Annotated in this window: 22 protein-coding genes; 9 read left to right on the forward strand and 13 right to left on the reverse strand. The window is 63.9% G+C overall.

Annotated elements, in window-relative coordinates; translation table 11 throughout:
• Window positions 1–33: 33 nt before the first annotated feature.
• Both IRI77_RS01940 and IRI77_RS01945 read right to left on the reverse strand, forming a co-directional pair.
• A complete protein-coding gene (locus tag IRI77_RS01940; protein WP_194450411.1) occupies window positions 34–3228 on the reverse strand; it encodes a TonB-dependent receptor in 3195 nt (1064 codons plus the stop codon).
• A gap of 17 nt (window positions 3229–3245) precedes the next feature.
• Window positions 3246–4454 (reverse strand): threonine ammonia-lyase, encoded by a 1209-nt coding sequence (locus IRI77_RS01945; protein ID WP_194450412.1) that lies wholly within the window; start codon window positions 4452–4454, stop codon window positions 3246–3248.
• Window positions 4455–4668: 214 nt separating this feature from the next.
• Here IRI77_RS01945 and IRI77_RS01950 point away from each other — a divergent pair, with 214 nt between their 5' ends.
• Entirely contained in the window at window positions 4669–6294 is a 1626-nt protein-coding gene (locus tag IRI77_RS01950) for an ABC-F family ATP-binding cassette domain-containing protein (protein ID WP_194450413.1), read from the forward strand.
• Window positions 6295–6342: 48 nt separating this feature from the next.
• Here IRI77_RS01950 and IRI77_RS01955 read toward each other — a convergent pair whose 3' ends face one another.
• Window positions 6343–7920, reverse strand: a complete 1578-nt coding sequence (locus IRI77_RS01955) for a M20/M25/M40 family metallo-hydrolase (RefSeq protein WP_194450414.1) — start codon at window positions 7918–7920, stop codon at window positions 6343–6345.
• Window positions 7921–7960: 40 nt separating this feature from the next.
• On the opposite strand from IRI77_RS01955, the gene IRI77_RS01960 reads away from it, so the two are divergent.
• A complete protein-coding gene (locus IRI77_RS01960; protein WP_194450415.1) occupies window positions 7961–8443 on the forward strand; it encodes an adenosine-specific kinase in 483 nt (160 codons plus the stop codon).
• Between the two features lie 57 nt (window positions 8444–8500).
• On the opposite strand, the gene IRI77_RS01965 is transcribed toward IRI77_RS01960, so the two are convergent.
• A complete protein-coding gene (locus IRI77_RS01965) occupies window positions 8501–8818 on the reverse strand; it encodes a hypothetical protein (RefSeq protein ID WP_194450416.1) in 318 nt (105 codons plus the stop codon).
• Window positions 8819–9007: 189 nt separating this feature from the next.
• On the opposite strand from IRI77_RS01965, the gene IRI77_RS01970 reads away from it, so the two are divergent.
• Window positions 9008–10309 carry an O-acetylhomoserine aminocarboxypropyltransferase/cysteine synthase family protein gene (locus IRI77_RS01970; protein ID WP_194450417.1) on the forward strand — a complete coding sequence of 434 codons (1302 nt, stop codon included), beginning with the start codon at window positions 9008–9010 and terminating at the stop codon, window positions 10307–10309.
• A gap of 27 nt (window positions 10310–10336) precedes the next feature.
• Here IRI77_RS01970 and IRI77_RS01975 read toward each other — a convergent pair whose 3' ends face one another.
• The 4 genes from IRI77_RS01975 to IRI77_RS01990 all read right to left on the reverse strand — a co-directional run bounded on the left by IRI77_RS01975 (window position 10337) and on the right by IRI77_RS01990 (window position 14419).
• Entirely contained in the window at window positions 10337–12985 is a 2649-nt protein-coding gene (locus IRI77_RS01975; RefSeq protein ID WP_194450418.1) for an ABC transporter permease, read from the reverse strand.
• Window positions 12986–12988: 3 nt separating this feature from the next.
• Window positions 12989–13321, reverse strand: coding sequence for a PadR family transcriptional regulator (locus tag IRI77_RS01980; protein ID WP_194450419.1), 333 nt, complete (start codon window positions 13319–13321; stop codon window positions 12989–12991).
• A gap of 135 nt (window positions 13322–13456) precedes the next feature.
• Window positions 13457–13930 (reverse strand): VOC family protein, encoded by a 474-nt coding sequence (locus IRI77_RS01985; RefSeq protein ID WP_194450420.1) that lies wholly within the window; start codon window positions 13928–13930, stop codon window positions 13457–13459.
• 18 nt (window positions 13931–13948) lie between these two features.
• Window positions 13949–14419 (reverse strand): hypothetical protein, encoded by a 471-nt coding sequence (locus tag IRI77_RS01990; protein ID WP_194450421.1) that lies wholly within the window; start codon window positions 14417–14419, stop codon window positions 13949–13951.
• Between the two features lie 287 nt (window positions 14420–14706).
• On the opposite strand from IRI77_RS01990, the gene IRI77_RS01995 reads away from it, so the two are divergent.
• The gene (locus tag IRI77_RS01995; protein ID WP_194450422.1) at window positions 14707–15294 is read left to right on the forward strand and encodes a helix-turn-helix domain-containing protein; all 588 of its coding nucleotides are present in this window, start codon (window positions 14707–14709) and stop codon (window positions 15292–15294) included.
• The gene (locus IRI77_RS02000; RefSeq protein WP_194450423.1) at window positions 15291–15848 is read left to right on the forward strand and encodes a GNAT family N-acetyltransferase; all 558 of its coding nucleotides are present in this window, start codon (window positions 15291–15293) and stop codon (window positions 15846–15848) included. The genes IRI77_RS01995 and IRI77_RS02000 overlap by 4 nt, the downstream gene beginning before the upstream one ends.
• Window positions 15849–15927: 79 nt before the next feature.
• Here the strand turns inward: IRI77_RS02000 and IRI77_RS02005 are convergent, their stop codons facing one another.
• The 4 genes from IRI77_RS02005 to IRI77_RS02020 all read right to left on the reverse strand — a co-directional run bounded on the left by IRI77_RS02005 (window position 15928) and on the right by IRI77_RS02020 (window position 18575).
• Window positions 15928–16914, reverse strand: a complete 987-nt coding sequence (locus tag IRI77_RS02005) for an OmpA family protein (protein ID WP_194450424.1) — start codon at window positions 16912–16914, stop codon at window positions 15928–15930.
• A gap of 67 nt (window positions 16915–16981) precedes the next feature.
• Window positions 16982–17557, reverse strand: a complete 576-nt coding sequence (locus IRI77_RS02010) for an elongation factor P (protein ID WP_194450425.1) — start codon at window positions 17555–17557, stop codon at window positions 16982–16984.
• 193 nt (window positions 17558–17750) lie between these two features.
• Window positions 17751–18368, reverse strand: a complete 618-nt coding sequence (locus IRI77_RS02015; RefSeq protein WP_194450426.1) for a chemotaxis protein CheB — start codon at window positions 18366–18368, stop codon at window positions 17751–17753.
• 30 nt (window positions 18369–18398) lie between these two features.
• Window positions 18399–18575, reverse strand: coding sequence for a CPXCG motif-containing cysteine-rich protein (locus tag IRI77_RS02020; protein WP_194453539.1), 177 nt, complete (start codon window positions 18573–18575; stop codon window positions 18399–18401).
• Between the two features lie 161 nt (window positions 18576–18736).
• Between IRI77_RS02020 and IRI77_RS02025 the strand changes: the two genes are divergently transcribed.
• From IRI77_RS02025 to IRI77_RS02040, 4 genes are all read left to right on the forward strand, one after another.
• The gene (locus tag IRI77_RS02025) at window positions 18737–19684 is read left to right on the forward strand and encodes an AraC family transcriptional regulator (RefSeq protein ID WP_194450427.1); all 948 of its coding nucleotides are present in this window, start codon (window positions 18737–18739) and stop codon (window positions 19682–19684) included.
• Window positions 19685–19738: 54 nt separating this feature from the next.
• Entirely contained in the window at window positions 19739–20683 is a 945-nt protein-coding gene (locus IRI77_RS02030; protein ID WP_194450428.1) for an alpha/beta fold hydrolase, read from the forward strand.
• A 156-nt stretch (window positions 20684–20839) separates the two neighbouring features.
• On the forward strand, window positions 20840–23329 hold the full coding sequence (locus IRI77_RS02035; RefSeq protein ID WP_194450429.1) for an ABC transporter permease: 2490 nt from the start codon (window positions 20840–20842) through the stop codon (window positions 23327–23329).
• A 177-nt stretch (window positions 23330–23506) separates the two neighbouring features.
• Window positions 23507–24004 (forward strand): L,D-transpeptidase family protein, encoded by a 498-nt coding sequence (locus IRI77_RS02040; RefSeq protein WP_194450430.1) that lies wholly within the window; start codon window positions 23507–23509, stop codon window positions 24002–24004.
• A 64-nt stretch (window positions 24005–24068) separates the two neighbouring features.
• On the opposite strand, the gene IRI77_RS02045 is transcribed toward IRI77_RS02040, so the two are convergent.
• On the reverse strand, window positions 24069–25463 hold the full coding sequence (locus tag IRI77_RS02045) for a hypothetical protein (RefSeq protein WP_194450431.1): 1395 nt from the start codon (window positions 25461–25463) through the stop codon (window positions 24069–24071).
• Between the last annotated feature and the right edge of the window lie 138 nt (window positions 25464–25601).

Below are 25601 nucleotides of genomic sequence, written 5' to 3' on the forward strand. Positions count from 1 at the left end.
GCTACCGGTGCTACCCGGTAGCCCCTTTTATTACTAAAACTTCCAGCGCAGATTCAACTGGCCCTGGCGCGGTGAACCGGCCGGCAGGAAGACGTGGGTGCTGGTGATGACGCCGCCGTTGGCGTTGTTCACGGTCATGTTGGGCTGGCCGTAGTTGACGTGGTTCAGCAGGTTCTGGAACGAAGCCCCGATCTGCACTTCGCCCGCCTTTTCAAACCTCACCTTCTTCATCACCCCTGCGTTGAACACCACATAGCCGGGTCCTTCGACAGAGTTGCGGGCGGCGTTGCCGAAGCGGCCGGCAGTGGGCACCGCGAACGTTGTGCGGTCGAACCAGGCGCCGAGCGTCCCCGGGTAGCTGACGGCGCTGATGGCATCGGGGCGGCCGCCGACATTGTTGGTGTTGGACGGGTCGCTGCCGGAGAACTGCGGGTTCAACCAGTTGCCGGTGCTGAAGTTAATGAGCGCATTGAGCTGCCAGCCGCCCAGGAGCTTGCCCTTGCCCAGGGGGAGTTCCCACAAGGCCTGGTTCATCCACTGGTGGCGGGGGATGGAGTAGACATCGGCGCGGTCGCGGCGGCGGTCGTAGGCGTCCTCGATCTGGGTGTTGATCTCGGCGTTGTTGGTGTCGTCCACTTCGCTGAGCTCCTTGGCCCAGACCCAGGTGGAGTTGAACTGCAGGCCGCGTGACATGCGCTTGGTGATGCCGGTCTGGAGGCCCTGGTAGCTGTTATTGGCTCCGTTTTCCGCAAAGACCACGTTGTTGTAGATGGGGTAGGGGCGGCGCGACTGGGCGAAGGCCACGGACGAGGCGCGGGGCTGATTGATGTTGCGCATGTAGGGCAGTTGCGTGCCCTTGGAGCCGATGTAGCTGAGGCGCAGGCCGAAGTCGCGGGACAGTTCACGCTCGAGCGTGAACGAATACTGCAGCGAGTAGGTGTTCTTGAGGTCTGACGCCAAGCCGTTCAGATTCAGCGTGCCGGCGCTGCCGGGGGCGGCAAAGGGCTGGGCCAGGGTGAACAGCGGGGCTCCGTTGGCGAAGGCGTTGTTACTGGTGGTGGAGACGGCGAAGGGGCCGGCGATCTGGCCGCCAAGAGCGCCGACGGAGTAGTGGCCGTAGTAGATGCCGGCGCCGCCGCGGATGACGGTTTTGCCCGAGTTGTCGACGCGGTAGGAGAAGCCGGCGCGCGGGGCCCAGTTGTTGTTGTCGGAAGTGCGCAGCGAGCGGCCCAGGCCGATGCTGTCGGCGGTGATGATGGGCAGGGTGGAGGGGTAGTAGGGGCTGACGAGGCTGCGCGCGGCGGAGGTCGGCAGCACGGCCGCGCCGGTGGCGACGTCGAAGTTGTAGAAGTTGTCGCCGCGGGCCGAGGCGGGCTGGTTGTACTCGTAGCGGATGCCGTAGTTCAGGCTGAGGCGCGCGTTGAGTTTGAAGTCGTCCTGGACGTAGAACGAAGCATCGGTCCAGCGGAAGTACTGGGCGGCGTAGGGGTCGAGGCGGGTGACGGTGGTGGGCAGGCCCAGCAGGAAGTCGCCGTAGGGCTGGCCGGTGTAGCGGTTCTGGAACGAGAAGTTGCCGAACAGGGCGGCGTTCGAAGTGACGTGCTTGTTCACCATCCAGTGCACCATCTCGGCTCCGGCCTTGAAGGTGTGGCGGCCGGCGATCTTGGTGATGTTGTCGGCGAGCTGCCAGTGATTGTCGACCACGGGGTTCAGCAGGCTCTGGGTGTAGGTGCTGAGGCCGGTGACGGCGAAGTTCGGTACACCAGGAGCTCCGGAGCGGACAGGCAGGCCGGTGATGCCGATCTGGTCGAGCAGGCTCTGGCCCTTCACGTCGGCGGACGATTTTGATTCCAGCGCGACCAGGCCGGCGCGGAACTCATTGAATAGAGTGGGGCTGACGGTCCAGATGTCCCCGAAGCTGACGAAGTTCATCTGGCGCAGGTTCTTGGAAGTGCCTTCGGTGACGGGTGGCAGCTGGCCGCGGGCGCCGGGGATGTCGTAGTCGTCGTACTTCCACTGGTAGCGCAGGAAGGCGGAGTGGGCGCTGGTGAAGTTGTGGTCGATGCGGGTTTCGAAGAGGTGATGGACTTCCGGGCCGTTGAAGGCCGCGCGGTAGTTGCCGGCGGTGAGTGAAGCGTCGCCGAAGTTGGGCAGCGGGTAGAGCAGCGCCTGGGCCTTCAGGGCTTCCGGCGTCAGGCGGCTGACGGGGATCTTGTTGTCGGTGAAGGGCGCGTTGTTGGCGAAGGGGTCGCGGACGGCGGCGTTAAACTGCCCGCCGCGCTGGGCGAGCGTGGGGACGCTGGAGGTGAAGGGGTAGCTACGGACGCCGCGGATCTCCTCAAACGTGAGGAAAGCAAAGGTCTTATCCTTGCGGAGAGGGCCGCCGGCGCTGAAGCCGAAGTCGTGGATGTTCTGGAACGGGCGGGCGGTGAGGAAGGGGTTGCGGGCGTCGAGCGCGGCGTTCTTGCCGTACCAGAAGAGGTCGCCGTGATACTGATTCGTGCCGGACTTGGTCACCGTGGTGACCGTGCCGAGGCCGCCAAATTCGGCTCGGTTGGTGGTGAGGTTGGCGGTGAACTCCTCAACGGCTTCCATGGAGGGCTGGGAGACGGGGTCCGGGCTGCCGAAGTTGCCGAAGTTGGTTTCGATTCCGTCGACCTTGAGCTTCAGGCCGTTGGGGCCGCCGCCGGGCACCATCCAATAGGCTCCGCTGCCCATCTGGACGACACCGGGCACGGTGAGGGGCATGAGGTTGGCGATGAGGCCGGAGTCGCCGGAGTTGTTGTAGACGCTGCGCAGATTGGAGGGCAGTTCCTGGATCTGCTGCTTCGAGAGGCCGAAGGAGACGCTGGGCGACTCGGTCTGAATGACGGGCGAGGCGGATTCGGCGACGGTGACTTCAGCCGACGACGATTCGAGTGCGAAGTGCAGGTCCTGGCGCAGGGTACGGAACGCGGCCAGCGAGAGTCCGGCGGCTTCCAGTTTGCGGAAGCCCTTGGCCTCGGCGGCGAGTTTGTAGGAGCCGGGGGCCAGGTTCGGGAAGAGATAATTGCCGGTGCTGTTGGTGGCGGTCTCGACGCGGACGCCGGTGGCCTCGTTAGTTAACACCACGGTAGCGCTGGGGATAGGAGCGCCGCTAGGGTCGACGGCCAGGCCTGTTACGGTGCCCAATGGCGACTGGGCCAGTAGACATACACTGAGAGCGCACAGGAAAAGAAGAAGACGCATAAGTCTTCATTTTGACATCATTGGACGCGCTCATGCACATAACCGGCGGTGGTAAGGGCCGCCATGAGTTCCTGAATATGGCTGGTGCCGCGAGTCTCCATGGTGACGTCGATGACGGTGTCGCCGAGGTTGACGCCGTAGTAGGCGCGGTCGTGCATGGTTTCGACGATATTGGCCTTCTGCTCCTCGATGACTTCGCAGAGGCGGCGCAGGGCTCCGGGGTGGTCGGTCAGGTGGATGCGGAGGCGGACCAGGCGTCCATCCTTGACCAGGCCGCGTTCGATGATGCGGGAGAGAAGGGTGACGTCGATGTTGCCGCCGCATACCAACAGGCCGATACGTTTGCCCTGGTAAGCGGTCTTCCGCTGGAGCACGGCGGCCAAGGCTGCCGCTCCGGCGCCTTCCGCCAGCATCTTCTCGCGTTCCAGCAGCAGGAGGATGGCGTTGGCGATCTCTTCCTCCTCGACGACGACCATGGAATCGACGTATTTGCGGACCAGCGGCAGTGTGAGCTCTCCGACGCGGCGGACGGCGATGCCATCAGCGATGGTGGTGGCGGCGTCGACGGTGACGGGGCCGGTGCTCTTCAGGGCAGCGGCCATGGACGGGACGCGGGCCGCTTCCACGCCGACGATCTCGATGCGCGGGTTGATTTCCTTGACGGCGCAGGCCAGGCCGCCCAGGAGTCCGCCGCCGCCGGCGGGCGCGATGATCACGTCGAGGGCCGGGTTCTGGGCGAGCATTTCCAGGCCGAGCGTGCCCTGGCCGGCGATGACGGCCTCGTCGTCGAAGGGGTGGAGGAACGTCAGGCCGTCGGCTTCGCACTGGCGCACGGCTTCCTGGTAGGCCTCGTCGTAATTGCGGCCGTGCAGGACCACCTCCGCGCCATAGCCGCGGGTGGCGGAAACCTTCACCAGGGGCGTCGCGAGCGGCATGCAGATGCGGGAGCGAATGCCGCGCGCGGTGGCGTGGTAAGCGACCGCCTGGGCGTGGTTACCGGCCGAGGCGGCGATGACGCCGCGCGACTTTTCCTGATCTGTGAGCGTAAGGATCTTGTTGAGCGCTCCGCGTTCCTTGAACGAGCCCGTGCGCTGCAGGTTCTCCAGCTTGAGGTAGAGTTCGTTGCCGGAGAGCGCGGAGAGGGACTCGGAATGGACGAGCGGGGAGAGGCGGATGGACTCCCGGATGCGGGCCATGGCCTTCTGGATTTCCACGAGTCCGATCATTGGGGCAGCACCTGGGGCATGTATTTCAGACTAGCGCGGATGGGTGGGGCGGCTGTAGCCAGGAGGGTTCCGACGACGGTGATTTCCGGGGTGGCGCCGATGGGTCCCGGGCGCCGGCCGGGCTGCCTGGAAGGCTGGGGTCAGGAGCGGCTCGGAGCAGGGCGGCCGAAGAAACTTGGCGAAAAATGGGCGTTTTCGCTAAAATGGTATTTCCTTGATTTCCGTCAACAACCTCACCATGCGCTTCGGCGCCAAGATTCTGTTCGAAGACGTCACCACTACGTTTCTGCCCGGGCGGCGCTACGCCATTTCCGGGCCGAACGGAGCGGGGAAGTCGACGCTGATGAAGATCTTCACCGGCGAGCTGGATGCCTTTAAGGGCTCGGTCACTAAACCCAAGCGCATGGGCGTGTTGCGGCAGGATCAGTTCGCCTTCGACGCATTCCGCGTGCTGGACGTGGTGATCATGGGCAATGCTCCGCTGTGGCAGGCGATGCAGGAGCGTGAGGTGTTGTACGAGAAGGACCCCGCGCTGCTCACCGACGACGACGGGATGAGGTTGGGTGAGTTGGAAGGCATCGTTGGCGAAGAAGGCGGCTATAGCGCCGAGAGCGACGCGGCCATCCTGTTGTCCGGGCTGGGTGTCGACGACGAACTGCACGAGCGCCGCATGGGTGAGTTGCAAGGCGGGCAGAAGGTTCGCGTGCTGCTGGCGCAGGCGCTGTTCGGCAATCCCGAAGTGCTGCTGTTGGACGAACCGACGAACCACTTGGATTTGGACTCGGTCCACTGGCTGCAGGACTACCTTTGCAAGTATGAAGGGCTGCTGATCGTCATCTCCCACGACCGCCATTTCCTCAACAGTGTCTGCACGCACACGGCGGATATCGACTACGAGACGGTGATCACCTACACCGGCGGCTACGACGACATGGTGCTGGCGAAGATGCAGATCCGGTCGCGCATCGAGGCCCAGAACGAGCAGCGCGAGAAGAAGATCGCCCAGTTGAATGAGTTCATCGCGCGGTTCTCGGCCGGTACGCGGTCGAGCCAGGTGACATCGCGCAAGAAGGAAGTGGAACGGCTGCAGAACTCCGACCTGGCGCGTTCGAATATCCAACGGCCGTTCATCCGCTTCCAGATCGAGCGCCCCTCCGGCCGCCATCCGCTCGAGATCCAGGGCTTGTCGAAGTCGTACGACGATCTCAAGGTGATTACCAAGTTCTCGGCCAAGATCGCTCGCGGCGAGAAGATTGCATTGATGGGCCGCAACGGCTGCGGTAAGACCACGATGCTGCGCAGCGTGCTGCGCAATGCGCCGGGCGGTGTCGATGAAGCGGACCGGGCGTTTGCGATCGACGCAGGCACCGTTACGTGGGGGCACGAGGTCTCGGTTGGCTACTTCGCGCAGGACCATCGCGAGTCGATCCAGCACGGGATGACGGTGATCGAGTGGCTCTACCAGTTCGACCCGCGCGCGTCGCAGGAAGAGTTGCGCGGGCTGCTGGGGCAGATGCTGTTCAGCGGCGACGATGCGTTGAAGCCCACACAGGCCCTTTCGGGCGGCGAGGCGGCCCGCATCATCTTCTGCCGGCTGATGCTGCAGAAGCCGAATCTGCTGGTGTTGGACGAACCCACCAACCACCTGGATCTGGAATCGATCAATGCGTTGAACATCGCGCTGCAGAAGTATGAGGGTACGGTGTTGCTGGTGACGCACGATCACGATGTGATCGAAGAAGTGGCGACGCGCATCTGGCACTTCGACCACGGCAAGATTGAAGACTTCCCGGGGACCTACGAAGAGTACCAGGCGGCCCAGGCGCAGGAGAAAAAGTAAGGGCCGGCAGATCGCCAGCCCTCGCTTGCATTCAGTTGGTTGACGGGGCTAGTCGCGTCCCGGCTTCACCGGTTCCGGCATCTGCTCCTTCGTGAATCGCGGCAGCATCTCGTCGCGATTCGCCAGATGCCACACGGCTCCGGCGATGACGATCGACGCGTTCATCGCGTCCTCGGGCACGATGCGCTCATACGTATCCAGGTTGGTGTGCCACGTGGTGCCGAAATACTCGATCGGATCCTGGCCCAAGCCGATGCCCGCCAGGCCGGCCGCGTTGAATGACGTGCTGTCGGTGCCTCCGGTGCGGCGGCTTTTGCTGGCCGAGGCTCCGGCGACTCCGAGATCGGCAAACGGATCCAGCGCAGACTTCAGTACGTCGGCCGCTTCCTGCGGTCCGAAGACGTTGGCCATGCGCACACGGCCCGTACCGCTGTCGATGTTGAAATAGGCCACCAGCTTGCCGAACTCGGCCTTCGGCTCTTCGAACGTTCCGAAGTGCTCCTTCACATACGCCTGGGAACCCAGCAGGCCCTGCTCTTCCGCGCTCCAGAGAGCGATGCGGATGGTGCGGCGAGGCTTCTCGCCCAGCGACTGGATGAGACGCGCGGCCTCCATCATCATGGAGGAGCCGATGCCGTTGTCGGTCGCGCCGGTGGCGGAATGCCAGGAGTCCAGGTGGCCGCCCAGCATCACGACTTCGTCAGCCTTGTCGGTGCCGGGAATCTCGGCGACCACGTTATAGGTGGTCTTGCCCTCCGGGTAGACGTGGTTGGTGATGTCGAACTCCATCTCCACCTTTTCGCCGTCGTCCAGCAGGCGGGCGATGCGGCCGTAGTCCTCGTTGCGCAGGACGACCGTGGGCACCACTTTGGCGAGGTCGTACGACCGGTTATTGAACGCGCGGACCATGCCGTGGGCCATGGCGGCGTCGTTCACCCGGACCAGGGCTCCGCCGGCGACCAGCCATTCGTCCAACTGCGTGTTCACCTGGGCGGCGGTGAGCTTGCCGGGCTCGGGCTTGGCCGGAGGCGTGCGGTTGGGGCCGCCGGGTCCGCCGGGCCCGCCCTGTCCGGAGAGCCGGCGCTGCAGGGCTTCGTCATCCATGCGCTTGGCCACGGCGGTGAAGTTGACCGGCACCACGGTGGGCTTGCCCACCATGACGATCCGGCCGCTGACCTTGTCCTTGTTGGCGGCAAGCCATGCGGTGAGTTCCTCCTGTGTGGGGGTCTTGGGCGGGTCCACCAAGACCGCCTGTGACTTCGCCGCGCCCTTGGTGGAAGGGGTCCACGAAAGAACCTCGAACACCAGGTTGTCCTTCACCGGGGCGGTGACGTAGCCGGAGGCGCGCTCGTTCAGCCAGCCAGGATGCCCGAAGTCCCACGACTCCAGGTGCGCATTCTTGAGGCCCCACTCCGTCATTTTGTCGCGAGCCCACTTAGCTGCCGCTTCGTGGTTGGGCGAGCCGGTCAGGCGCGGTCCGTAACGGTCCGTCAGCATGTGCAGGGTCTTCATCACCTGCGAGTTGGCGGCCTCTTCCTTGCGGAGCTTCTGGTTGACGTCCGAGTTGATACGCTCTTCGGCGGTAACGAGGAGAGCGCTGGCGAGTAGGAGCAGAGCGAGACGCATATGGAGTCAGGATAACTGACGCGATACCATATTCGTTGCCATGGAACTGAAATCGGTCCGCCTGAGCATTCCCGAGGACGGCAACATTATTGTTGGTCAAAGCCACTTCATCAAAACGGTGGAGGATCTCTACGAAGCCATCGTCAATACAGTGCCGCAGATGAAATTCGGCATCGCGTTCTGCGAAGCTTCCGGCGCGTGCCTCATCCGCGCCGACGGCAACGACGACGCCTTGAAAGCACTGGCGATCCAGAACGCCCAAGCCGTGGCGGCCGGCCACACGTTTGTCATCTGCATGCGCGAGGGGTATCCCATCAACCTGCTGTCCCGTATCAAGGACGTGCCGGAGGTGGTGGGCCTGTTCTGCGCGACGGCCAATCCGGTGGAAGTGATTGTGGCCGAATCGGAGCAGGGCCGCGGCGTGTTGGGTGTCATCGACGGCGAGAAGCCGAAGGGCGTCGAGGGTCCGGACGATATCGAGTGGCGGCATGGCCTGCTGCGCAAGATCGGGTACAAACGGTAAATTGCGGCGGGCGCCCCGTGGAATCGAGGCGCCCCCATTCCATCCGGCAGGGCGGAGCTAGCCGATCAGCTTCCGTCCGTGGATGGCGCTGTGGCGAATGGCCAGGACCGAGGATCTGCGCCACTCCTCGATCTCCTCCGGCTCGCTGGCTGCGCCGGGGCTCGTCGTCACTGGGACGGGCCCGGTCAGGTCATACTTCAGCCACAGCCATACAAACAAAGCCCAATAGACGGGTCCGGCGACGAACAGGCCCGAGAACAGAAAGAGGCTCGTACTCGGATGCCTCATCACATGCCATGCCTCAATGCCCGCCAGCACGCCAATCACCAACAGGAAAATAAACAGCGCTCGCTTGATCACCAGGTTTCGCATCATCGTCCCTTTCGATCGACCGTTGCACTTCTGCCTCTCTTGGATGCGTCCAGTATGCGGCGAGCAGCAGGCAAGGTCCTATCCCGTCCGGAGAGTATCTTTGGCCCCGTTGACAGAGGGGATTTGCCCGGCGCCTCCTCACTGGAGGGGGTCAACCTGCGCGTGGGCCGCAGCCATGGCATCATAGGGAAAATGTCCAAACTTAAGGATCTGCAACGCGAATTGGGCTTCAATACGCGAGCTCTCCACGCCGGGTACGACCCTGACCCGTCCACGAAGGCGCGCGCCGTACCGATCTACCAGACCACGTCGTTCACGTTCGACGATTCGGCCGACGCGGCCCAATTGTTCGCACTGCAAAAGTTCGGCAACATCTATACGCGCATCATGAACCCGACCACCGACGTGCTGGAGAAGCGCGTGGCGTCGCTGGAGAATGGCGCGGCCGCATTGGCCGTGGCGTCGGGGCAATCCGCCCAGTTCCTGGCGCTGAATTCGTTGCTGCAGGCCGGCGATCACTTCGTCTCCTCCAGTACGCTGTACGGTGGCACGTACACGCAGTTCGACGTCACGTTCCGGCGCATGGGTGTCGATGTGACGTTCGTTGAGCCCGACGATCCGGAAAACTTCCGCAAGGCCATTACACCCAAGACGCGCGCCATCTATGGCGAGACGTTGTCGAATCCGCGCGGCAACGTGCTGGACATCGAAGCCGTGGCGAAGATCGCGGCCGATGCCGGCCTGCCGTTCCTGATCGACAACACCTTTGCTTCGCCCTATCTCTGCCGTCCCATCGACTGGGGTGCCAACATCGTCCTGCACTCGCTCACCAAGTTCATTGGCGGTCATGGCACGTCCATTGGCGGCATCATTGTCGACGGCGCGAAGTTCGACTGGTCGAAGGGTCCGTTCCCGATGATCAACCAGCCCTCGCCGGCCTATCACGGGATGAACTTCGCTGAAGTCTTCGGCGCCATCGCCTTCATCCTCAAGACCCGTGTGGAAGGACTGCGCGACCTGGGGCCGGCGCTGAGCCCGTTCAACTCGTTCCTGTTCCTGCAGGGGATCGAGACGCTGGGCATGCGTATGGATCACCATGTGCACAACGCGCAGGTAGTGGCGGAATGGCTGGAGGAGCACTCCTCCGTGGCCTGGGTGAAGTACGCCGGGCTGAAGTCCAGCCCGTACAATGCCCTGGCGAAGAAATATATGCCCAAGGGCGCCGGCGCGGTGTTCAGCTTCGGCATCAAGGGCGGCTACGACGCGGGCGTGAAGTTCGTCAATAACCTGAAGGTGTTCTCGCACCTGGCGAACGTCGGCGACGCGCGGTCGCTGGTGATTCACCCTTCGTCCACCACGCACCAGCAGCTTTCGCCGGAGCAGCAGGCGGCGGCTGGTGTGACGGGCGACCTGATCCGTCTGTCGGTCGGCTTGGAGGATCTGGAGGATCTCCTGTGGGATCTCGGCCAGGCCCTCGAAGCCTCGCAGCAGTAGTTTTCGACGACGTTTGGCTTGACCGCCTTACTCCTGCCTCAGCGCCGACATGGGATCCACCCGTGCCGCGCGCCAGGCGGGCAGGATGCAGGCCGCCATGGCGACGCTGAGGAACAACGCGCTCACGCTAAACAACGTGAGCGCGTCCATTGCAGAGGTCGCGAAGAGCATGGATTGCAGGAACCGCGCCAGGGCCAGCGCGCCCACGAAGCCGGCGCCCAAACCTGCCAGCACGGGCAGAGAGCCGCCTCCCACCACGAGCCGCATCAGGTCGCCGCGAGTTGCTCCCATTGCTGCGCGGATCCCCATCTCCTGCGTGCGCCGGGCCGTCACGAACGAGAGGACTCCGTAGATGCCCGCGCACGCCAGCAGTAATGCCAGCACGGCGAAACCGCCCAGCAGCAGCGCCGGCAGACGGCGGTCCATCACCGTTTCCTCCTTCATTTGTGCGACCGTCATGGGCCGGTCCAGCACCTGATTCCTGTCGACGCGCCAGACGGCAGCCTGCAGCGACTTGATCAGAGCCGATGGATCGCCGCTGCCGCGGGCAACCACGCCAAGGCCGATTACGGGCACTTGGGCGAAGGCCGCATAGCAGCCGTCATCGGTGGCGGTGTCGAGGCCATTGCTTTTCTCGCTGCTCACCACGCCGACAATCTCCCAGGAGACCTCCTCGCCGATTTCGCGGCGCGAGGGCAGCAGACGGTTGGCGACGATACGTTGGCCAATCGGGTTCTGGCCCTTCATGTAACTGCGCACGAACGAATCGTTCACGACAATCACCGGCGGGCCTCCAGCGACGTCCTGCTCAGTCAGGACGCGGCCGGCGATGAGGCGCAGGCGCAAGGCGGGGAAGTAGCCGGGCGTGACGACCTTGAATCCAATCGAGCGGTTCTCGCGGGCTTTGCCCGGGAAGTGGAAGGGCATTCCGTCGCCCCAGCCCTGCAAGGGCAGGGCACTGGCCAGGGCGGCCTCCTGGATTCCGGGCAGGCTGCGCGCCTCTTCCACAAGCTGGTTCGCATAACGAATCAGTTGTTCCGCCTCTGGTTTCCCCTGCCGGTCCTGGGGCAGGTAGCCGGCCACCACTCCGGTTTCATCGAAGCCGACGTCGACATTCAGCAGCCGGTGCAAGCTGCGCATCAGCAGGCCGCCGCCCGTGAGCAGGATAAACGCCATGGCCACCTGAACGGCGACAAACCACTGCCGGGCCAAGAACTTGCCGCGGCTGGCCGAGCCGCCGCGTCCGCCTTCCTTCAACGCTTCCGCCGCACTGCCGCGAGCTGCCTGAATCGCAGGCGCCAGGCCGAACGCCATGCCGGTGAGAACGGTGGCAGCGGCCAGGAACAGCAGGACGCGCCCGTCCAGCGCAATGCTGGATTCGTTGGGGAAGTAGTAGGGCGGCAGCACGCTCTGGATCCATCTCAGCAGCCCCGCGCCCAGACCGACGCCGAGCAGGGCGCCGACCGAAGACAGCAACAGGCTCTCCGTCAGCAGCATGCGGACCATGCGGCCGCGGCCCGCGCCCAGGGCCATGCGGAGCGCGATTTCTCTTGAGCGTAGTGTCGAGCGCGCCATCAGCAGGTTCGCCAGATTCGCACAGCCGATGAGCAGGACGGCCAGCACCGCGGACATCAGGATCACCAGCGTGCTGCGCATCTGCTGGCCCACCAGGCGGTCGAGATAGCGGTCGACTGTAGCACTCCAGCCAGTCTTGCCGACCGCCGGGTAGAGGTCTGCGATGTGTGTGGCCAGCGTTTCCATCTCTGACCGCGCCTGCTCGATGGAGACGCCGGCTCGCAGGCGCGCCACCACGCGCAGGTAGTGATAGTTGCGGGCGGCATCCGGCGCCAGCACCAGCGGTACGAACAGATCCGGCCAGCCGCGATCATACTCCGTGCCGCCCGGCAGCACGCCGATGACGGTGTAGGAGCTGCCATTCAAGCTAACCTGCCGGCCTACGACGCCGGGCTCTCCGCCGAAGACGCCTTGCCAGAGCCGGTTGGTCAGCACGACTACCTTGTCTTTGCCTGGCTCGTCTTCCTCCCTGGCAAAGGTGCGCCCCAGGGCCGCGCGGGCGCCGAACACGTCGAAATAAGGCGCCGAGACGGTTTGTGCATGCAGGGAACGCGGCTCCCCTCCGCCGGTAAAGCTCATGCTGCCGTCCGTCAGAGCGGCCATCGCTTCGAACGAATGGCTCTGCTTCGCCCAATCCCGGAAGTTGCCACCAGAAACACCGTTTCGCTGGTAGCCGGGCGGTTTCTCCCAGATCTGCACAATGCGCTCGGGCTCCGGATAACTTGAGGGTTTCAGCAGGACTCCGTCCACGAGGCTGAAGATAGCGGCGTTCGCGCCCAGGGCGAGCGCGATGGTGAGTACGGCGAAGAACGTGAAGCCCGGACTCTTGCGCAGCACGCGGGCGGCGTAGCGCAGATCCTGCAGAAGCGTCTCAATGCTGGAACCCATGCGTGCATCCCTCACTTTCTCTTTAACCTGTTCCAAACCCTCATATTCCAGACGGGTGGCTCTCAGCGCCGCTTCTCGGGATTGGCCCTTTCCCATGCGGCGCTCCACGTGGATCTCGAAGTAGGTGCGGACCTCTTCGTCGAGGTCATCTTCCACCTGGCGGCGGCGTAGGAGACCGCTCAGCAGGGCGCGCGTGCGGCTGGTCCAGCTCACGGTTCAGGACTCCTCGGCCAGAACCTGGTTGACGGCCGTGAAGACTTTCCGCCAGTTCCGCTTCTCCACCGTCAACTGGGCGCGGCCTTCTGGAGTGAGCGAGTAGAACTTGGCCCGGCGGCCGCTCTCCAAGGTGCCCCATTCGCCTTCGAGCCAGCCCTTGTCGGCGAGGCGGTGCAGGGCAGGGAACAGGGACCCGGGGCCGACAACAAACACGCCGTTGGTTACCTGCTCGATCCGGTCGGAGATGCCGACGCCGTGCAGGGGGCCGTGTTCGACGGTGCGCAGGATGAGGAGGTCGAGGGTGCCTTGCAGCAGCTCGGCGGGCTTTGACATGGGTCGATAATATCGATAGTCGATATCGACGGTCAATAGGAACCGAAGAACGTTACATTCGTTGCCAGGCGTAGCGGGGCAGGGCCGCCTCCGTTGTCACGTTGGCTTTCCCGCCCCGATTTATCCGTGGATGCGTCAAGCCTGCGCGTGGGCCGCCTCCAATGCAGCAATGTCCATCTTCTTCATCTGGAGCATCGCCTGCATCACCCGGCCCGCTCTCTTCGGATCGGGGTCCCCCATCAGACGGCCCAGGCACTCCGGGATGACCTGCCATGACAAACCGAACTTGTCTTTCAGCCAGCCGCATTGGCTCTCTTCGCCGTCTTCCGTCAGCGCGTCCCAGAACTTGTCCACCTCGGCTTGAGTCTTGCAGTGGATGGTGAACGAGACCGCCTCAGTGAACTTGTACTTGGGTCCTCCGTTGAGACCAATGAACGGCCGGCCATCCAGTTCGAATTTGACGAGCATCGCGCTGCCCGCGGGACCAGGACCTGCGTCGCCATACCGTGAAACATGCAGGATCCGGGAGTTCTCGAACAGGGAAACGTACAGGTTCGCAGCCTCTTCGGCCCGGCCGTCGAACCAAAGAAATGGAGTGATCTTGTTCATGTGTGTGGTTCTCCTTGACTAGTAATCAGTTGAGTTCGGGTCCGGCCCGTTAAGCATGCTGGGGCTTGTGATCGAGTCGGCTTGTCCACGCGACCGCATCAGGAACAGCCAGGCGCCCGCCCAGGAACACGGCAGCGAGCTGAGAGCGAGCAGCACGGGGTACCAGTGGGGTCCAAACTCCGGCCCCTTGTCCCAGGTCACGACAGCGCCGAAGGTGGAGACGAGCAAGCCGGCACCGCCCATCACGGTCGCCTGCGGCATCACCCAAGTCGGAGCCAGCCACGACGTCAGATAGCTGCCCGCGATCGCGAACAGGCAGCGGTAGGCGAGGGCGAAGGCGAAGAGCGGGTCGGACATCCGCTGGCCCATCGCGGGAAAGATCCCCGTTGAGTGAAAGAGCAGGTCGGCGGCAGTGGACGTCACCACGACGAAGACAAAACCGGCGAAGATGGCGCCGGCGCGCCGGGTTTTCGAAGTAGTCGAGTTCATGGAATGTTCTCCTTGCGACGACGGCCTGTGAATTGCGCGATGAGCCCGGTGGACTCTCTGGATCCTACTGCACAGTCGAATCCGGTCCGTCGAATTCGACATCCTCCCTCGAGAATCGCGGAATAAATCTCGCTGTCCGGTCTCTCGAAGAACGGCAGGGTGCTCGAACCCAACCGGTGGACGGGGCTTACCGGGTCCGAGGCCGGCCGCGAGCGTGGCTACCGGCTGACGGAGGAGGGGCAATCTCGTTACTTGCGAGAATCTCAAATTAGAGATACAATCTCTAAATGGAGACGTCACAGCTCCTCGAATCCTCCACCGATCCCATCGAACAGCGCATCGCGAAACGCCTCTCCAGCCTGCGCGCCGAGCACGGCTGGTCCCTGGAGGCGCTGGCGGAACGCACGGGCATCAGCCGCGCCAGCCTGTCGCGGCTGGAACGTTCGGAACTCAGCCCCACTGCTGCCATGCTGGGGCGCCTGTGCTCCGCCTTCGGCTGGACGCTGTCCCGGCTCATGGCCGATGTCGAAACGAAGCCCGCGAATCTGGTCCCGGCCGCGAACCAGACTGACTGGACGGATCCCGAGAGTGGATACCACCGACGGGCCGTCTCGCCGCCAGCACCGGGCCTGCGCGGCGAACTGGTAGAAGTCCGCATTCCAGTGGGAGCCACTGTTTCCTTCGCCACCGCGCCGGTCCATGGGCTGGAGCACCACCTGTGGATGCTCGACGGCTGGCTGCAGTTGGAGGTCGACGGGACCGTCTTTGACCTGCGCAGCGGCGACTGCCTGCGTTATCTCCTCACCGGACCGACTCGCTTCCGGTGCGCGGGCCGCCGGGAAGCCCGCTACCTGATCGCGATGGTGCACCCATGACAAAGACGCCCATTCAGATCGCGGAGTGGCGGCCGGAGCTCCTGGACGATGCCGCGGTGGGGCGCGACCTCACGATGCTGGCGGAAGTGCTGCGGGCAGTGGTCTATGGCGGAGCAGGAGTCAGTTTCTTCGTGCCCTTCTCACTGGACGATGCACGCGCCTTCTGGACCGCGAACGTTCTGGCCGGCGCGCGGGCAGGCACCCGGCGTGTGCTGGTGGCGCGCCAGGCAGAACGGATCGTCGGAACCGTGCAGCTCAATCTGGCTGTGCCGCCCAATCAGCAGCACCGGGCGGATGTCGCGAAGCTGCTGGTCCATCCCGAGGCGCGCCGGCAGGGCATCGCGCGAGCGCTGATGCTTGCTGTGGAGCCAATCGCTCGCGCGGAAGGCCGGAGCCTGCTGACTCTCGACACCGTCTCGCGGAGCAACGCCGAAACTCTCTACCTGGAACTCGGCTACATCGCCGCCGGGTTCATCCCACGCTATGCCCGTGGGTCGCTGACGCCAGACCTGGAGGATACCACCATCATGTATAAGGAGCTTGGGCCGGCGTAACCGGCGCCGGACGTGCCCCGGCTCCAGGACAGTCCCGGCCGCCTACGGCTGCTTTGTCCGTAAGCCAATGGGCCCGCGGCTACCAGCGAACCAGCTCCACCCGCCGGTTCTTTGCTCGCTCCTCTTCCGACGCATTCGAGGCGGCCGGCGCATAGGGCCCGCAGCCAAAGGAATCCATCCGGGTGGCCGCCACGCCGTACTTCGACGCAAGTTCCCGGGCCACGGTCGCGGCCCGCCGCCGGCTCAGGTCCAGGTTGTAATCCGGCTTCCCCTGGTTGTCCGTATGGCCCACGACATGGATGCTCAGGCGCGGATTGTCCGCCATCAGCTTCCCGATCTCCTTCAGCGTCGGTTCGGAGTCGGGCCGCAGCGTGTCCTTGTCGAGATCGAAGTTGATGCCGTAGAGCACGACCTTCCCGAGGTCGTCGATCGACTTCGACATCTCCGCCGCGTTCAGCAGCGTCATGTTGGTCTCCATCGCCTGGGGCGCGATGACGATCAGTTCCGCCAGCGCGATGTCCTTCTGGACTGCGCTCTGCAGACGCTCCGGGATGACGCCGTCTTTGTAGCTCGTGACGAACAGATAAAAATAGGTAGGCTTGGCGTCCTTCGATTTCGCCACCAGGACGCGCTCCTGTGCCTCGTTGTACTCAAGGATCTGGCCCACCTGGTCTTCATCCGAGACCTGGCTCAGCGTGGGCCCGAACCAGCCACGGTCGGCGGTGCCCTTCTGGTACAGCGTCGTCAGGCCGAGCCGCTGAAATTCCAACTGGTAGTTGCGGTACAACTCCGCCGGCGAACGGCCGGCAGGCGCCGCATAGGTGTACCGGCTGACCAGTCCATCCACCTTTTGGCTCTTCGCGAACTTCGGCGGACTGATTTCCGTGGGCGGCCCCAGAGGCAGCACGAATTCGTCAAACTTAGCGGCGCGAAATCCGATGATCTCGCTGCCGGTGTAGCGCTTCACTCCGGCCGGATCCTGCGATCCCGGCACGTCGGCCCCCAGGGCAGGGAAGGCGAGCGACAGTAGGAACAAACCAAGAGCGGAGCCAGTGCGGGCGGTCATTGCATCCTCTGGACGCATTGTAGCCCAGCCGCACACACGGTCTGGCCAGCACTGACGCGAAACCGGGCTATGCCCGGCCGGCGAACCCGCGAGTTTCCGTCGACACCCGCACCTTCTCGCCTTCCTTGATGAAAAGCGGCACGCGGATCTCCAGGCCTGTCTCCAGCGTCGCCGGCTTGGTCACCGTCCCACTGGACGAATCGCCTTTGACGCCGGGCTCTGTCGACGTCACTTCCAGTTCCACGAACGTGGGCAGTTCCAACCCGATGGGGTTGCCGTTGTACTTCAGCATCTCCACCACGGCGCCCGCGATCAGGAAGTCCTTCGCTCCGCCGAGCATGTCATCCGTCAGCGAATGAGTCTCGAAGCTCTCCTGATCGAGGAACTCCGCACCGTCGCCTGTGCTGTAGAGGAACGAAGCCGCGACTCGCGACAGGTCGGGCTCCTTGAACTTATCGCTCGCTTTGAAGGTCTTCTCAAACACCGCGTTGGTGAGCAGGTTGCGAATCTTCAGGCGGACCAGCGTCTGGCCGCCCCGCGCGGTAGGAGTGTTGACCTCCGCCTCCAGGCAGGAGTACGGAACATTCTCGTGCTCGAACAAGGTTCTACGCTTTACGCTGATCGCATCAATCAATACGGCCATAAACTCCTCAGGGGCGGATGTGCAGGGAAATCGAATGCAGGCCCAGCTTCGATTTTCGCTCAAACCGGGCACACGGCGCGAGTGTCGCTGACGTGGTTCTGGCCGCTGTGGTGCCGGGCGGCGCCCTATTCCTGCATGGATGGATGTCTCATCGAGGCGGAACTGCCTGGGTTCCCATACGGCAGCAGGGAGTTCAGCAGTCCGCGGCTGCTGTGCCACTCGCGGCTCCGGCTGCGTGGGCAATTCGCACAATTTCCCGCGAGATGTCCTCCGGCGACAGGACAAAATCAATACACCCGCTGGCAATCGCGCTCTCAGGCATATCCGGCTGCACGGCGGACTCCGGCGTTTGGGCCATCGTAATCCCGCCGACTTGCTGAATCTCGCACAGCGCCGCTGCCCCATCCCCGTCATAGCCGGAGACAATCACCGCGATCAGTGGCCCGTCCCAGTGCTCCTTGAAAGAACGGAGAAAGACGGTGATGACGTCAGGCCAGCCCCTCGGCTTGGAGATCGGTTCCAGCCGGAACTCTCCCTCCAGGACGTGCAAATCCCTCTGTTCCGGGATGATGAACACCTGATTGGGCTGAACGACCAGTCGATCCGTGATGAGCGTCACCGGCATCTGCGTGTACCGCGGCAGAATCTCGTGCAGATGTGTGGCCACGGTTCTCAGGTGATTCACGATGACCACCGCGATGCCCAGATCGCACGGCAGATGTTTCAGCAATCGAGTGTAGGCGTCCAGGCCTCCGGCCGACCCGCCCACGCAAACAACGGGGAAATTCGCCTCAGGGCCCAGCTTACTCATTGCCAGCCACCACGCCGAGGCGGCCGGACTTCACATTGTCCTCGCTTCAAACTGGCGCACCTCATCTGCCTTGATGACGTAGCGCACCTCAATCGGCTGGCAGCACACTTCGCAATCTTCCACATAGGTCTGCCCCCGGACTGAGGTGTCCAGCACCATCGAAATCCGCTCACCACAATAGGGGCAGGTGAAGAAGTGCTCCATCAGCCAAGCATAGCGGGTTCGCGGCGGAATACCAGATCTATAGAGAGTGGACCCTCGTTGTCGAGTCCTGGTGCTGCAGGGCCGCACACCGCCGCGGTTTGGAGCGTGGTGCTGAGCAAACATCCGCTTGCGGCCCGGCACACACGCATTGCTATGTTGGATGAATGTCCGCAGGTGTCTCCGAATCCACCCGGCGCGAGTACGCCGCGAGGATGAACCGGGTCGTCGATCATATCCAGGCACACCTGGACGAACCCCTCGATCTGGAGCGCCTCGCTGCCGTCGCCTGCTTCAGCCCATTCCATTTTCACCGTCTCTTCTCCGCCTGGATGGGTGAGACCCTTCAGTCTTTCGTCCACAGGCTACGGCTGGAACGCGCGGCTCAGTTATTGGTGTTTGACCGCCTGCGCGGGATCTCCGGCATCGCCCTGGAGTGCGGCTTTTCCAGCGCCAGCACGTTCGCCCGCGCGTTCAAGTCGGCCTATGGCGTCTCTGCCGGTGAATGGCGAAACCGCAAGATCTGTCAAACGAATAGCAATCCGGGCGAAGCGGAAGGTGCTGTTTCCCTGGGATTCTCGAAATTGCCGGGCCCCTCGGGCCGCCATCAGGAGAATCCAATGACCACCGCTATCCTCGACGTTCACGTGCGCCGGCTCGCCCCCTTCACCATCGCCTACCTCCGGCACATCGGGCCCTATAAGGGCGACACGGACCTGTTCCGCCGCCTGTTTGGCAAGCTCTTCGCCTGGGCTGGCCCGCGCGGCCTCATGCCGCCTGGCTTTCGCTACCTCAGCCTATTTCAGGACAATCCCAACCTGACGCCGGCTGCAAAGCAACGGCTCGAAGTGGCATTGATAGTCCCCTCCGGAACTGCGCCCGGCGGGGAGGTGGGCATCAGAAAGGTGGAGGGCGGCCTCTACGCGACCGCCCAGGTTCGGGTCCGTTTGGAAGACTACGCCGCCCAATGGGATGCCCTCGTGGCGGACTGGCTGCCCGCCAGCGGCTACCAACCGGATCATCGCACCGCGATGGAGTTCTATCTGAACAATCCGGACACCGATCCGGAAGGCCGGTATCACATCGAGATCTGCCTGCCCGTGCGGCCGCTCTGATGCGGCGGTGGCGCCGTCGGCTCCGCGCCGACTATCCTGGGGACCTGGACTCCCATGCCCATCACACACGGATTCGCCCAAGCCAACGGCATCCGGATGCACTACGCGGAAGCAGGGACCGGCCCTTTGGTCCTCCTGCTGCACGGCTTCCCTGAACTCTGGCACGCCTGGCGTCACCAACTGGCGCCGCTCGCCGCGGCGGGCTGCCGGGCCGTCGCCCCCGACCTGCGCGGCTACGGTCAGACGGAGTGTCCGGAGCCGTTGGAGGCTTACGACATCTTTCAACTGGCCGGCGACCTCGTCGGGCTCGTTCACGCTTTGTGCGAATCGCGGGCCATCGTCGTGGGCCACGACTGGGGCGCGTGGATCGCGGCCCACCTGGCTTTGCTGCGCCCGGACATATTCCGCGGGTTGGTGCTGCTCAGTGTGCCCTACGTCCCCCGCCGTACTGTGAATCAGACCCAGTGGGAACAGCAGACGTTTCCCGGACAGGTCTTCTACCAGGCGGGGCTCCGCTCGCCGATGGCGGACCAGTACCTGAAGCACGACGTCCGCGCCAGCCTCCTGCGCGGGCTCTATTCGCTCTCCGCCGAAGCCGGTCCGGAAGAGCGCTTCCGCCCGGCGCGTGCACCCGGTCCACCCTCCGGCGCACCCCCGGCCAGGGGTCCTTCGTGGATCGCGGAAGGGGACATCGACTATCTAGCGGGCGAGTTCCAACGGACCGGATTTACGGGCGGTTTGAACTGCTACCGCAACATGGACCGCAACTGGGCGCTGACGCCGTTCCTGGACGGCGCCAGAATCCACCAGCCCTCGCTGTTCGTCGCCGGAGAGCAGGACCCCGTCCTCGAATTCCTCCAGCCCGAATTCGCGGCGTTGCAGCAGAACATGCCAAATTTGACAAAGAAAGTCCTGCTCCCGGCCACAGGCCATTGGACTCAGCAGGAACGCCCTGGCGAGGTGAATCGGCTGCTGCTGGAGTTCCTGGCCGGACTGTGACCCTCGTTTGTTCGGCTTGTGGGCTCGCTCTGGGCTTTCCCGCCGCGCCGGCGACTGCGGACCGCGATGCGCTATTGGACGGAGGCGTCCCGGAATCGCACACATGGGCCGCCTCTCGACTCAATAGAATCAGCTTATACAGCCCTGGCAGCAGACGTGCACATCCGAAACATTGTCATGCGGTACTTCTGGAACGAATTCGGCTCGGCGGTTCGCCTGTTGCGCAACCGGCCCGCTTTCTCGGCGCTCGTTGTGGCCACCCTGGCCCTCGGGATCGCCGCCAATACTACTGTATTCGCGTGGGTCGACTCGCTCCTGCTGCGGCCGATTCCGGGCGTCGTCAATCCCGGCGAACTGTTGGCCCTCGAGGCCGCCTCTCCTACCAACCCCCGCATCGGACAGCTCCAGCATCCGGATTTCCGCGACTTCCAGCGTCAGATGACATCCGCCGCCGGTGTCATTGCCTCTCACATCTCGTTCTTCACGGTAGGTCCCGTCGATCATCCCCGCCGCGTGTTGGGCCAAGTGGTCTCGGCCAACTACTTCGATGTGCTCGGCGTCAAGCCGGCACTGGGCCGCATGCTGCTCACCGCGGAGGATCGCGACGAAAAGGGCGCGTACGCCGTCGCGGTGATCAGCCACCGTTTCTGGCTGAGCTATTTCCGCGGCGATCCCGGCGTAGTGGGGCAATCGGCCCGCGTCAACGGTCATCAATATGTGATCGTGGGCGTCGCACCCGCCAACTTCGCTGGTACCTACGGAGGGGTTGCGTTCGACGTGTGGATTCCCCTGAGCCGCATTGTGGAGGCCGGCGCCCTGAACACCTGGGCCGCCTCTGACCGCAACGCCCGCTTCCTGGATGTCATCATCCGCCGCAAGTCCGACGCCTCACTAACCCGGGTCCGCGCTGAGGCTGCGGTGGTAGGAACTCGCATCGCGGCCGCCTTCCCCGATACACACCGCGGCATCGGCGCGACCCTCGTTCCCATGGCCGATGCCACCTCTGGCCTGCAGGCCAGCCTCGGCAGCCCCCTGCGCCTGCTGATGGGGGTGTGCGCGCTGGTCCTGCTGATTGCCTGCGCCAATGTGGCGAACCTGCTCATGGCGCGTTCCGTGAGTCGCCAGCGGGAGTTCGGCATCCGCATCGCACTGGGTGCCGGCCGGACCGCGTTGCTCCGGCAGATTTTCTTTGAAGTGCTCGTTCTGGCGGGTGCCGGCGCCGTCGTTGGGGTCCTGCTGGCGCAGTGGCTGGGCGAATCGCTCTTCCAGGTGATGCCGATCTTCGATTCGACGCTGCGCGAGGCGATCGAGCCGCTGCTGCAGCCGGAGCCGCGCCCGATCGTGCTCGCGTTTTCGGCGCTGGTTGCCATCCTGGCTGCCTTCTGCTCGACGATTCTGCCTGCCCTGTACGCCGCCCGCGTGGATGTCAACGAATCGCTCAAGGACGGGTCCCGGAACGGCACTTCGGGTGTCCGCACCCATCGTGCGCGCTCCGTGCTGGTGGTGGCCGAAGTCGCCTTGGCCTCCATGGCCCTGGTCGGCGCGGGCCTGGCCGTCAATGCCTTCCAGAAGCTCTCTCGCGCCCGCCTTGGATTCGAACCGCGCAACGTGATCACGGCGCAGTTTCACCTGTCCACCAATGGCTATTCCCTCAAAAAGGAGCGGGCGTTTTCGCAGCAGCTCAGTGCCCGCCTGCAGTCAGCTCCGGGCATCGAACAAGTAGCGTATGCGAATTCGATTCCGCTCTCCATCATGGGTTCCGCCAGCGACCGGATTCGCGTCCCCGGCACCGAAAAGTCGCAGGGCGTGGTTTCCGTCTACGCGACGGCCGTCTCGCCCGGATACTTCGACCTGCTGAAGATCGCGCTGCTGGAAGGCCGGGACTTCGCGGCCCAGGACGATGCCACGCATCCCCGGGTCGTCATCGTCAATCAGACTCTGGCCCAGCGTTTCTTCCCGGGCTTGAACGCCATCGGCCGCAAGCTGCGCGTGAACGACGACGACTGCACCGTCATCGGCATCGCGCAGGACAGCAAGATCCGCAGTCCTCGCGAGGGACCGACGCCGGCTGTCTTCGCGTCCTTTGGCCAAAGTTTCTACTCCGGTCACAACAACTTCCTGTTCATCCGCACCCGCGACTTCGAAGCAGCCCGCGAAACGCTGCGCCGGGAAGTCCAGGCGATGGACACCAACCGCGCGTTGTATGAACCTTCGACCCTGGCCGAGCAGACCCAGGCGGGCCTGTTTGGCGAGCGCGTCGCTGCCGCCATGCTCTCCGCGCTGGCCCTGCTGGCCCTGCTGCTGGCCGCCGTCGGGCTGTATAGCGTAATGGCTTACGCGGTGAGCGAGCGCACGCGGGAGATTGGTGTCCGTATGGCGCTGGGGGCCCAGCGGCGGCAGGTCTTCGCGATGGTGCTGAACAATGCCCTCGCCTTGACGCTGACAGGGTTGATCGCCGGTGTTGCCGCTGCCATCGCCGCGGCTCGAGTGGTATCCAGTACCGTCGAGGCGGGCCTCGACTTCGCCGGCCCGGAGGTGTATGCGATAGCGGGTCTGCTCGTGTTGCTGGTGACCCTGCTGTCCACCTGTCTGCCCGCGCGCCGGGCCACGCGCATCGATCCGATGTCGGCGCTGCGGGCTGAGTAGGAGGGCGATCCGTACGGCCGGAAACATCCCGCCGCGGTCCGGCCGCGAGCGCGGAGGCGCTCCCAACCCGCCGGCAACCAGCGAGCGGCGCGACTACACGATCGTTGCGGCGGCCTATCCTGGCTCCGACAATTCCAAGGCAATCATTGCTCCGCGATATCATCACTTCCAGAAGTTATGCGTTTCCGGCTGTTGTTTGTAGGATTTCTTATTGCCCTAATCGGCTGGACTGCCGCTCCAGCAAACACCCGCCTCGCGGACAAGCTTGTCGTTAATAAATCGAAGCGCGAACTCCTGCTGTATAAGGGGCAGACTGTCATCCGAACCTACCGTGTCGCTCTCGGCCGCGATCCGGTTGGTCCAAAGCGCCGCGAAGGCGACGGCAAAACACCGGAAGGCACATACACAATCAGCGCCAAGTACGCCCAAAGCGCTTATCACATGGCGCTGCATATTTCGTATCCGAGCCCCGTTGATCGTGAGCGGGCACGCCGTGAAGGTGTCGCTCCAGGCGGCGACATCCTCATTCATGGACTCCCCAATGGTCGAGGTTGGCTTGGCGCCGCCCACAGATGGATGGACTGGACCCAGGGCTGTGTGGCCGTAACCAACGAGGAGATGGAAGAGATCTGGCGTCTGGTCGCCGTCGGAACGCCAATTCAGATCAATCCCTAGCCGAGTCGTACCGGAACTTCAGCGGATCGAATCCACGCTCCTCATTCTTACCCCACATCCCCACTCAATCGGCAAGCCTGCGCACGCGCAACCAGGCCAACGCTCTGGCGATCGCCTCATCGCGCGCCGCCAGCGTCGTGCCCCCGGAACCGAAGCTTCGCTTCATCGACTTTTCGAGCCTTTCCAGGGCCTCATCGCAGTACCGTGCCCCAAGTTCGGTGCGGCGAGTATCCGCCATCACCACGGCGAGCACGCGTGCGCCGGGCTCCGATCCGGACACGGTAGAACCGTACCATAGGAAGCGGTACCTGATTTCGTCTTTGGCCTGGTATTTGCCCACCAATGCTGCGAGTTTCCGCCATTCTGCGTCCGTGCCATACTTCTGCAACAACTCCAACGCATTCTGTAGCTCGCTACCGGTGGCATCCGCCTGGTCAACCACTCTCAGGGCGCTGCTCAGCGCGTTGGGCAGGATACCCGTATGGCCTTCGCTGGCGAGAACGAAGGCGACCTTCGTCGTCCCCTCCAGATCTCGCTGCAAAGCCTCCCTCAGCAGGCGGATGGTCAGTGGGTGCTCCGCGAAGTTTCGGAGCGCCCAACCCGTTCGCCCCGCATTCACCGGAGCCTCGTCCACCCATGCTTGGATCAGCAGGGCCTCGCAATCCGTTCCTGGCCCGAGCTTGCTCAATACCTCGGCCATCAGATAGATGCGTTCGCGGTATTTGGAACTACGACGATCTACCTCTCCGCCCAGCATCTGAGCAACACTTGGACTCGGGACCCACTGCGTTGCCACCAGATTGGAGCCGATCTCCGCCCAGCGGAGACGGTCATTGCCGACCCTGGCTGTCAGCAAGGGCATGAGCTCGAGCGCCAGATCTCTCTCCTGGTCGGCCAGGTAATCGGCGAGATCAAAGACTTCCTTCGCGCCGCCGTAGCTCAATGTGTTGGCAAGTTCGCGATCCAGGAAGGCCCGTGCCGTCGCGGGCGGTGGTTCCGCGTTCGACATGTCGGCCCTCACCGGGATCACCAGTCGACCACCCGAATCGTGCGTGAGCCGCCACGGCTCATCCGCCTGATTCCGGTTGTCATGGAGAGGCAGGATCAAAACCTGACCCGCCTGAATGTCTGGCAACGGCGGAGGACTACCGATCGAGCGGAAGTGGACTGCCGGACTATAGGCCAGGAACCGCACCCTCATCCGGCCAAGGCTCCTGCCCTCCTCCGAATCGGGAAAACGGCGGAGCACCTCGATCTCGGCGATCCTTGACCAGGTCTCATCACTCCACCCGGTTGCGGACGTGGGAAGCCGTTCCCCTTTGAGGACGGCCATCACCCGGCCGGTCACCAGGACTGGGGCCTTCTCAGCGTCCTCCAACTGCCAGGGAAACAGGATCTTTGCCGGAAGGACTAACGGCAGGCACGCAACAACCACGAGAAGCGACAGGAACCGGAGCATCTAAATTCCCATTGCACTGCGCACGCTGGCTCTCATAGGTCCTCCATCATCCTAGCAGTCAGATGCACCCTCGACTCCGCAGGTTACGCCCAGTCATTCTGCCCGCCACCGACTCGCCCAAACGTGCAGTGACCGCGG

This window comes from Paludibaculum fermentans (genome assembly GCF_015277775.1).
Classification (GTDB): Bacteria; Acidobacteriota; Terriglobia; order Bryobacterales; family Bryobacteraceae; genus Paludibaculum; species Paludibaculum fermentans.

Excerpts from the sequence above, each read along its gene's own strand:
- IRI77_RS02025 (WP_194450427.1), top strand. The coding sequence starts at position 18,737 with ATGTCCGCAGGTGTCTCCGAATCCACCCGGCGCGAGTACGCCGCGAGG.
- IRI77_RS01990 (WP_194450421.1), bottom strand. The coding sequence starts at position 14,419 with ATGAACTCGACTACTTCGAAAACCCGGCGCGCCGGCGCCATCTTCGCC.
- IRI77_RS01995 (WP_194450422.1), top strand. The coding sequence starts at position 14,707 with ATGGAGACGTCACAGCTCCTCGAATCCTCCACCGATCCCATCGAACAG.
- IRI77_RS01980 (WP_194450419.1), bottom strand. The coding sequence starts at position 13,321 with ATGTCAAAGCCCGCCGAGCTGCTGCAAGGCACCCTCGACCTCCTCATC.
- IRI77_RS02005 (WP_194450424.1), bottom strand. The coding sequence starts at position 16,914 with ATGACCGCCCGCACTGGCTCCGCTCTTGGTTTGTTCCTACTGTCGCTC.
- IRI77_RS01960 (WP_194450415.1), top strand. The coding sequence starts at position 7,961 with ATGGAACTGAAATCGGTCCGCCTGAGCATTCCCGAGGACGGCAACATT.
- IRI77_RS01940 (WP_194450411.1), bottom strand. The coding sequence starts at position 3,228 with ATGCGTCTTCTTCTTTTCCTGTGCGCTCTCAGTGTATGTCTACTGGCC.
- IRI77_RS02030 (WP_194450428.1), top strand. The coding sequence starts at position 19,739 with ATGCCCATCACACACGGATTCGCCCAAGCCAACGGCATCCGGATGCAC.
- IRI77_RS01970 (WP_194450417.1), top strand. The coding sequence starts at position 9,008 with ATGTCCAAACTTAAGGATCTGCAACGCGAATTGGGCTTCAATACGCGA.
- IRI77_RS02040 (WP_194450430.1), top strand. The coding sequence starts at position 23,507 with ATGCGTTTCCGGCTGTTGTTTGTAGGATTTCTTATTGCCCTAATCGGC.
- IRI77_RS02015 (WP_194450426.1), bottom strand. The coding sequence starts at position 18,368 with ATGAGTAAGCTGGGCCCTGAGGCGAATTTCCCCGTTGTTTGCGTGGGC.
- IRI77_RS02010 (WP_194450425.1), bottom strand. The coding sequence starts at position 17,557 with ATGGCCGTATTGATTGATGCGATCAGCGTAAAGCGTAGAACCTTGTTC.
- IRI77_RS01965 (WP_194450416.1), bottom strand. The coding sequence starts at position 8,818 with ATGATGCGAAACCTGGTGATCAAGCGAGCGCTGTTTATTTTCCTGTTG.
- IRI77_RS02000 (WP_194450423.1), top strand. The coding sequence starts at position 15,291 with ATGACAAAGACGCCCATTCAGATCGCGGAGTGGCGGCCGGAGCTCCTG.
- IRI77_RS01985 (WP_194450420.1), bottom strand. The coding sequence starts at position 13,930 with ATGAACAAGATCACTCCATTTCTTTGGTTCGACGGCCGGGCCGAAGAG.
- IRI77_RS01945 (WP_194450412.1), bottom strand. The coding sequence starts at position 4,454 with ATGATCGGACTCGTGGAAATCCAGAAGGCCATGGCCCGCATCCGGGAG.
- IRI77_RS01955 (WP_194450414.1), bottom strand. The coding sequence starts at position 7,920 with ATGCGTCTCGCTCTGCTCCTACTCGCCAGCGCTCTCCTCGTTACCGCC.
- IRI77_RS02045 (WP_194450431.1), bottom strand. The coding sequence starts at position 25,463 with ATGCTCCGGTTCCTGTCGCTTCTCGTGGTTGTTGCGTGCCTGCCGTTA.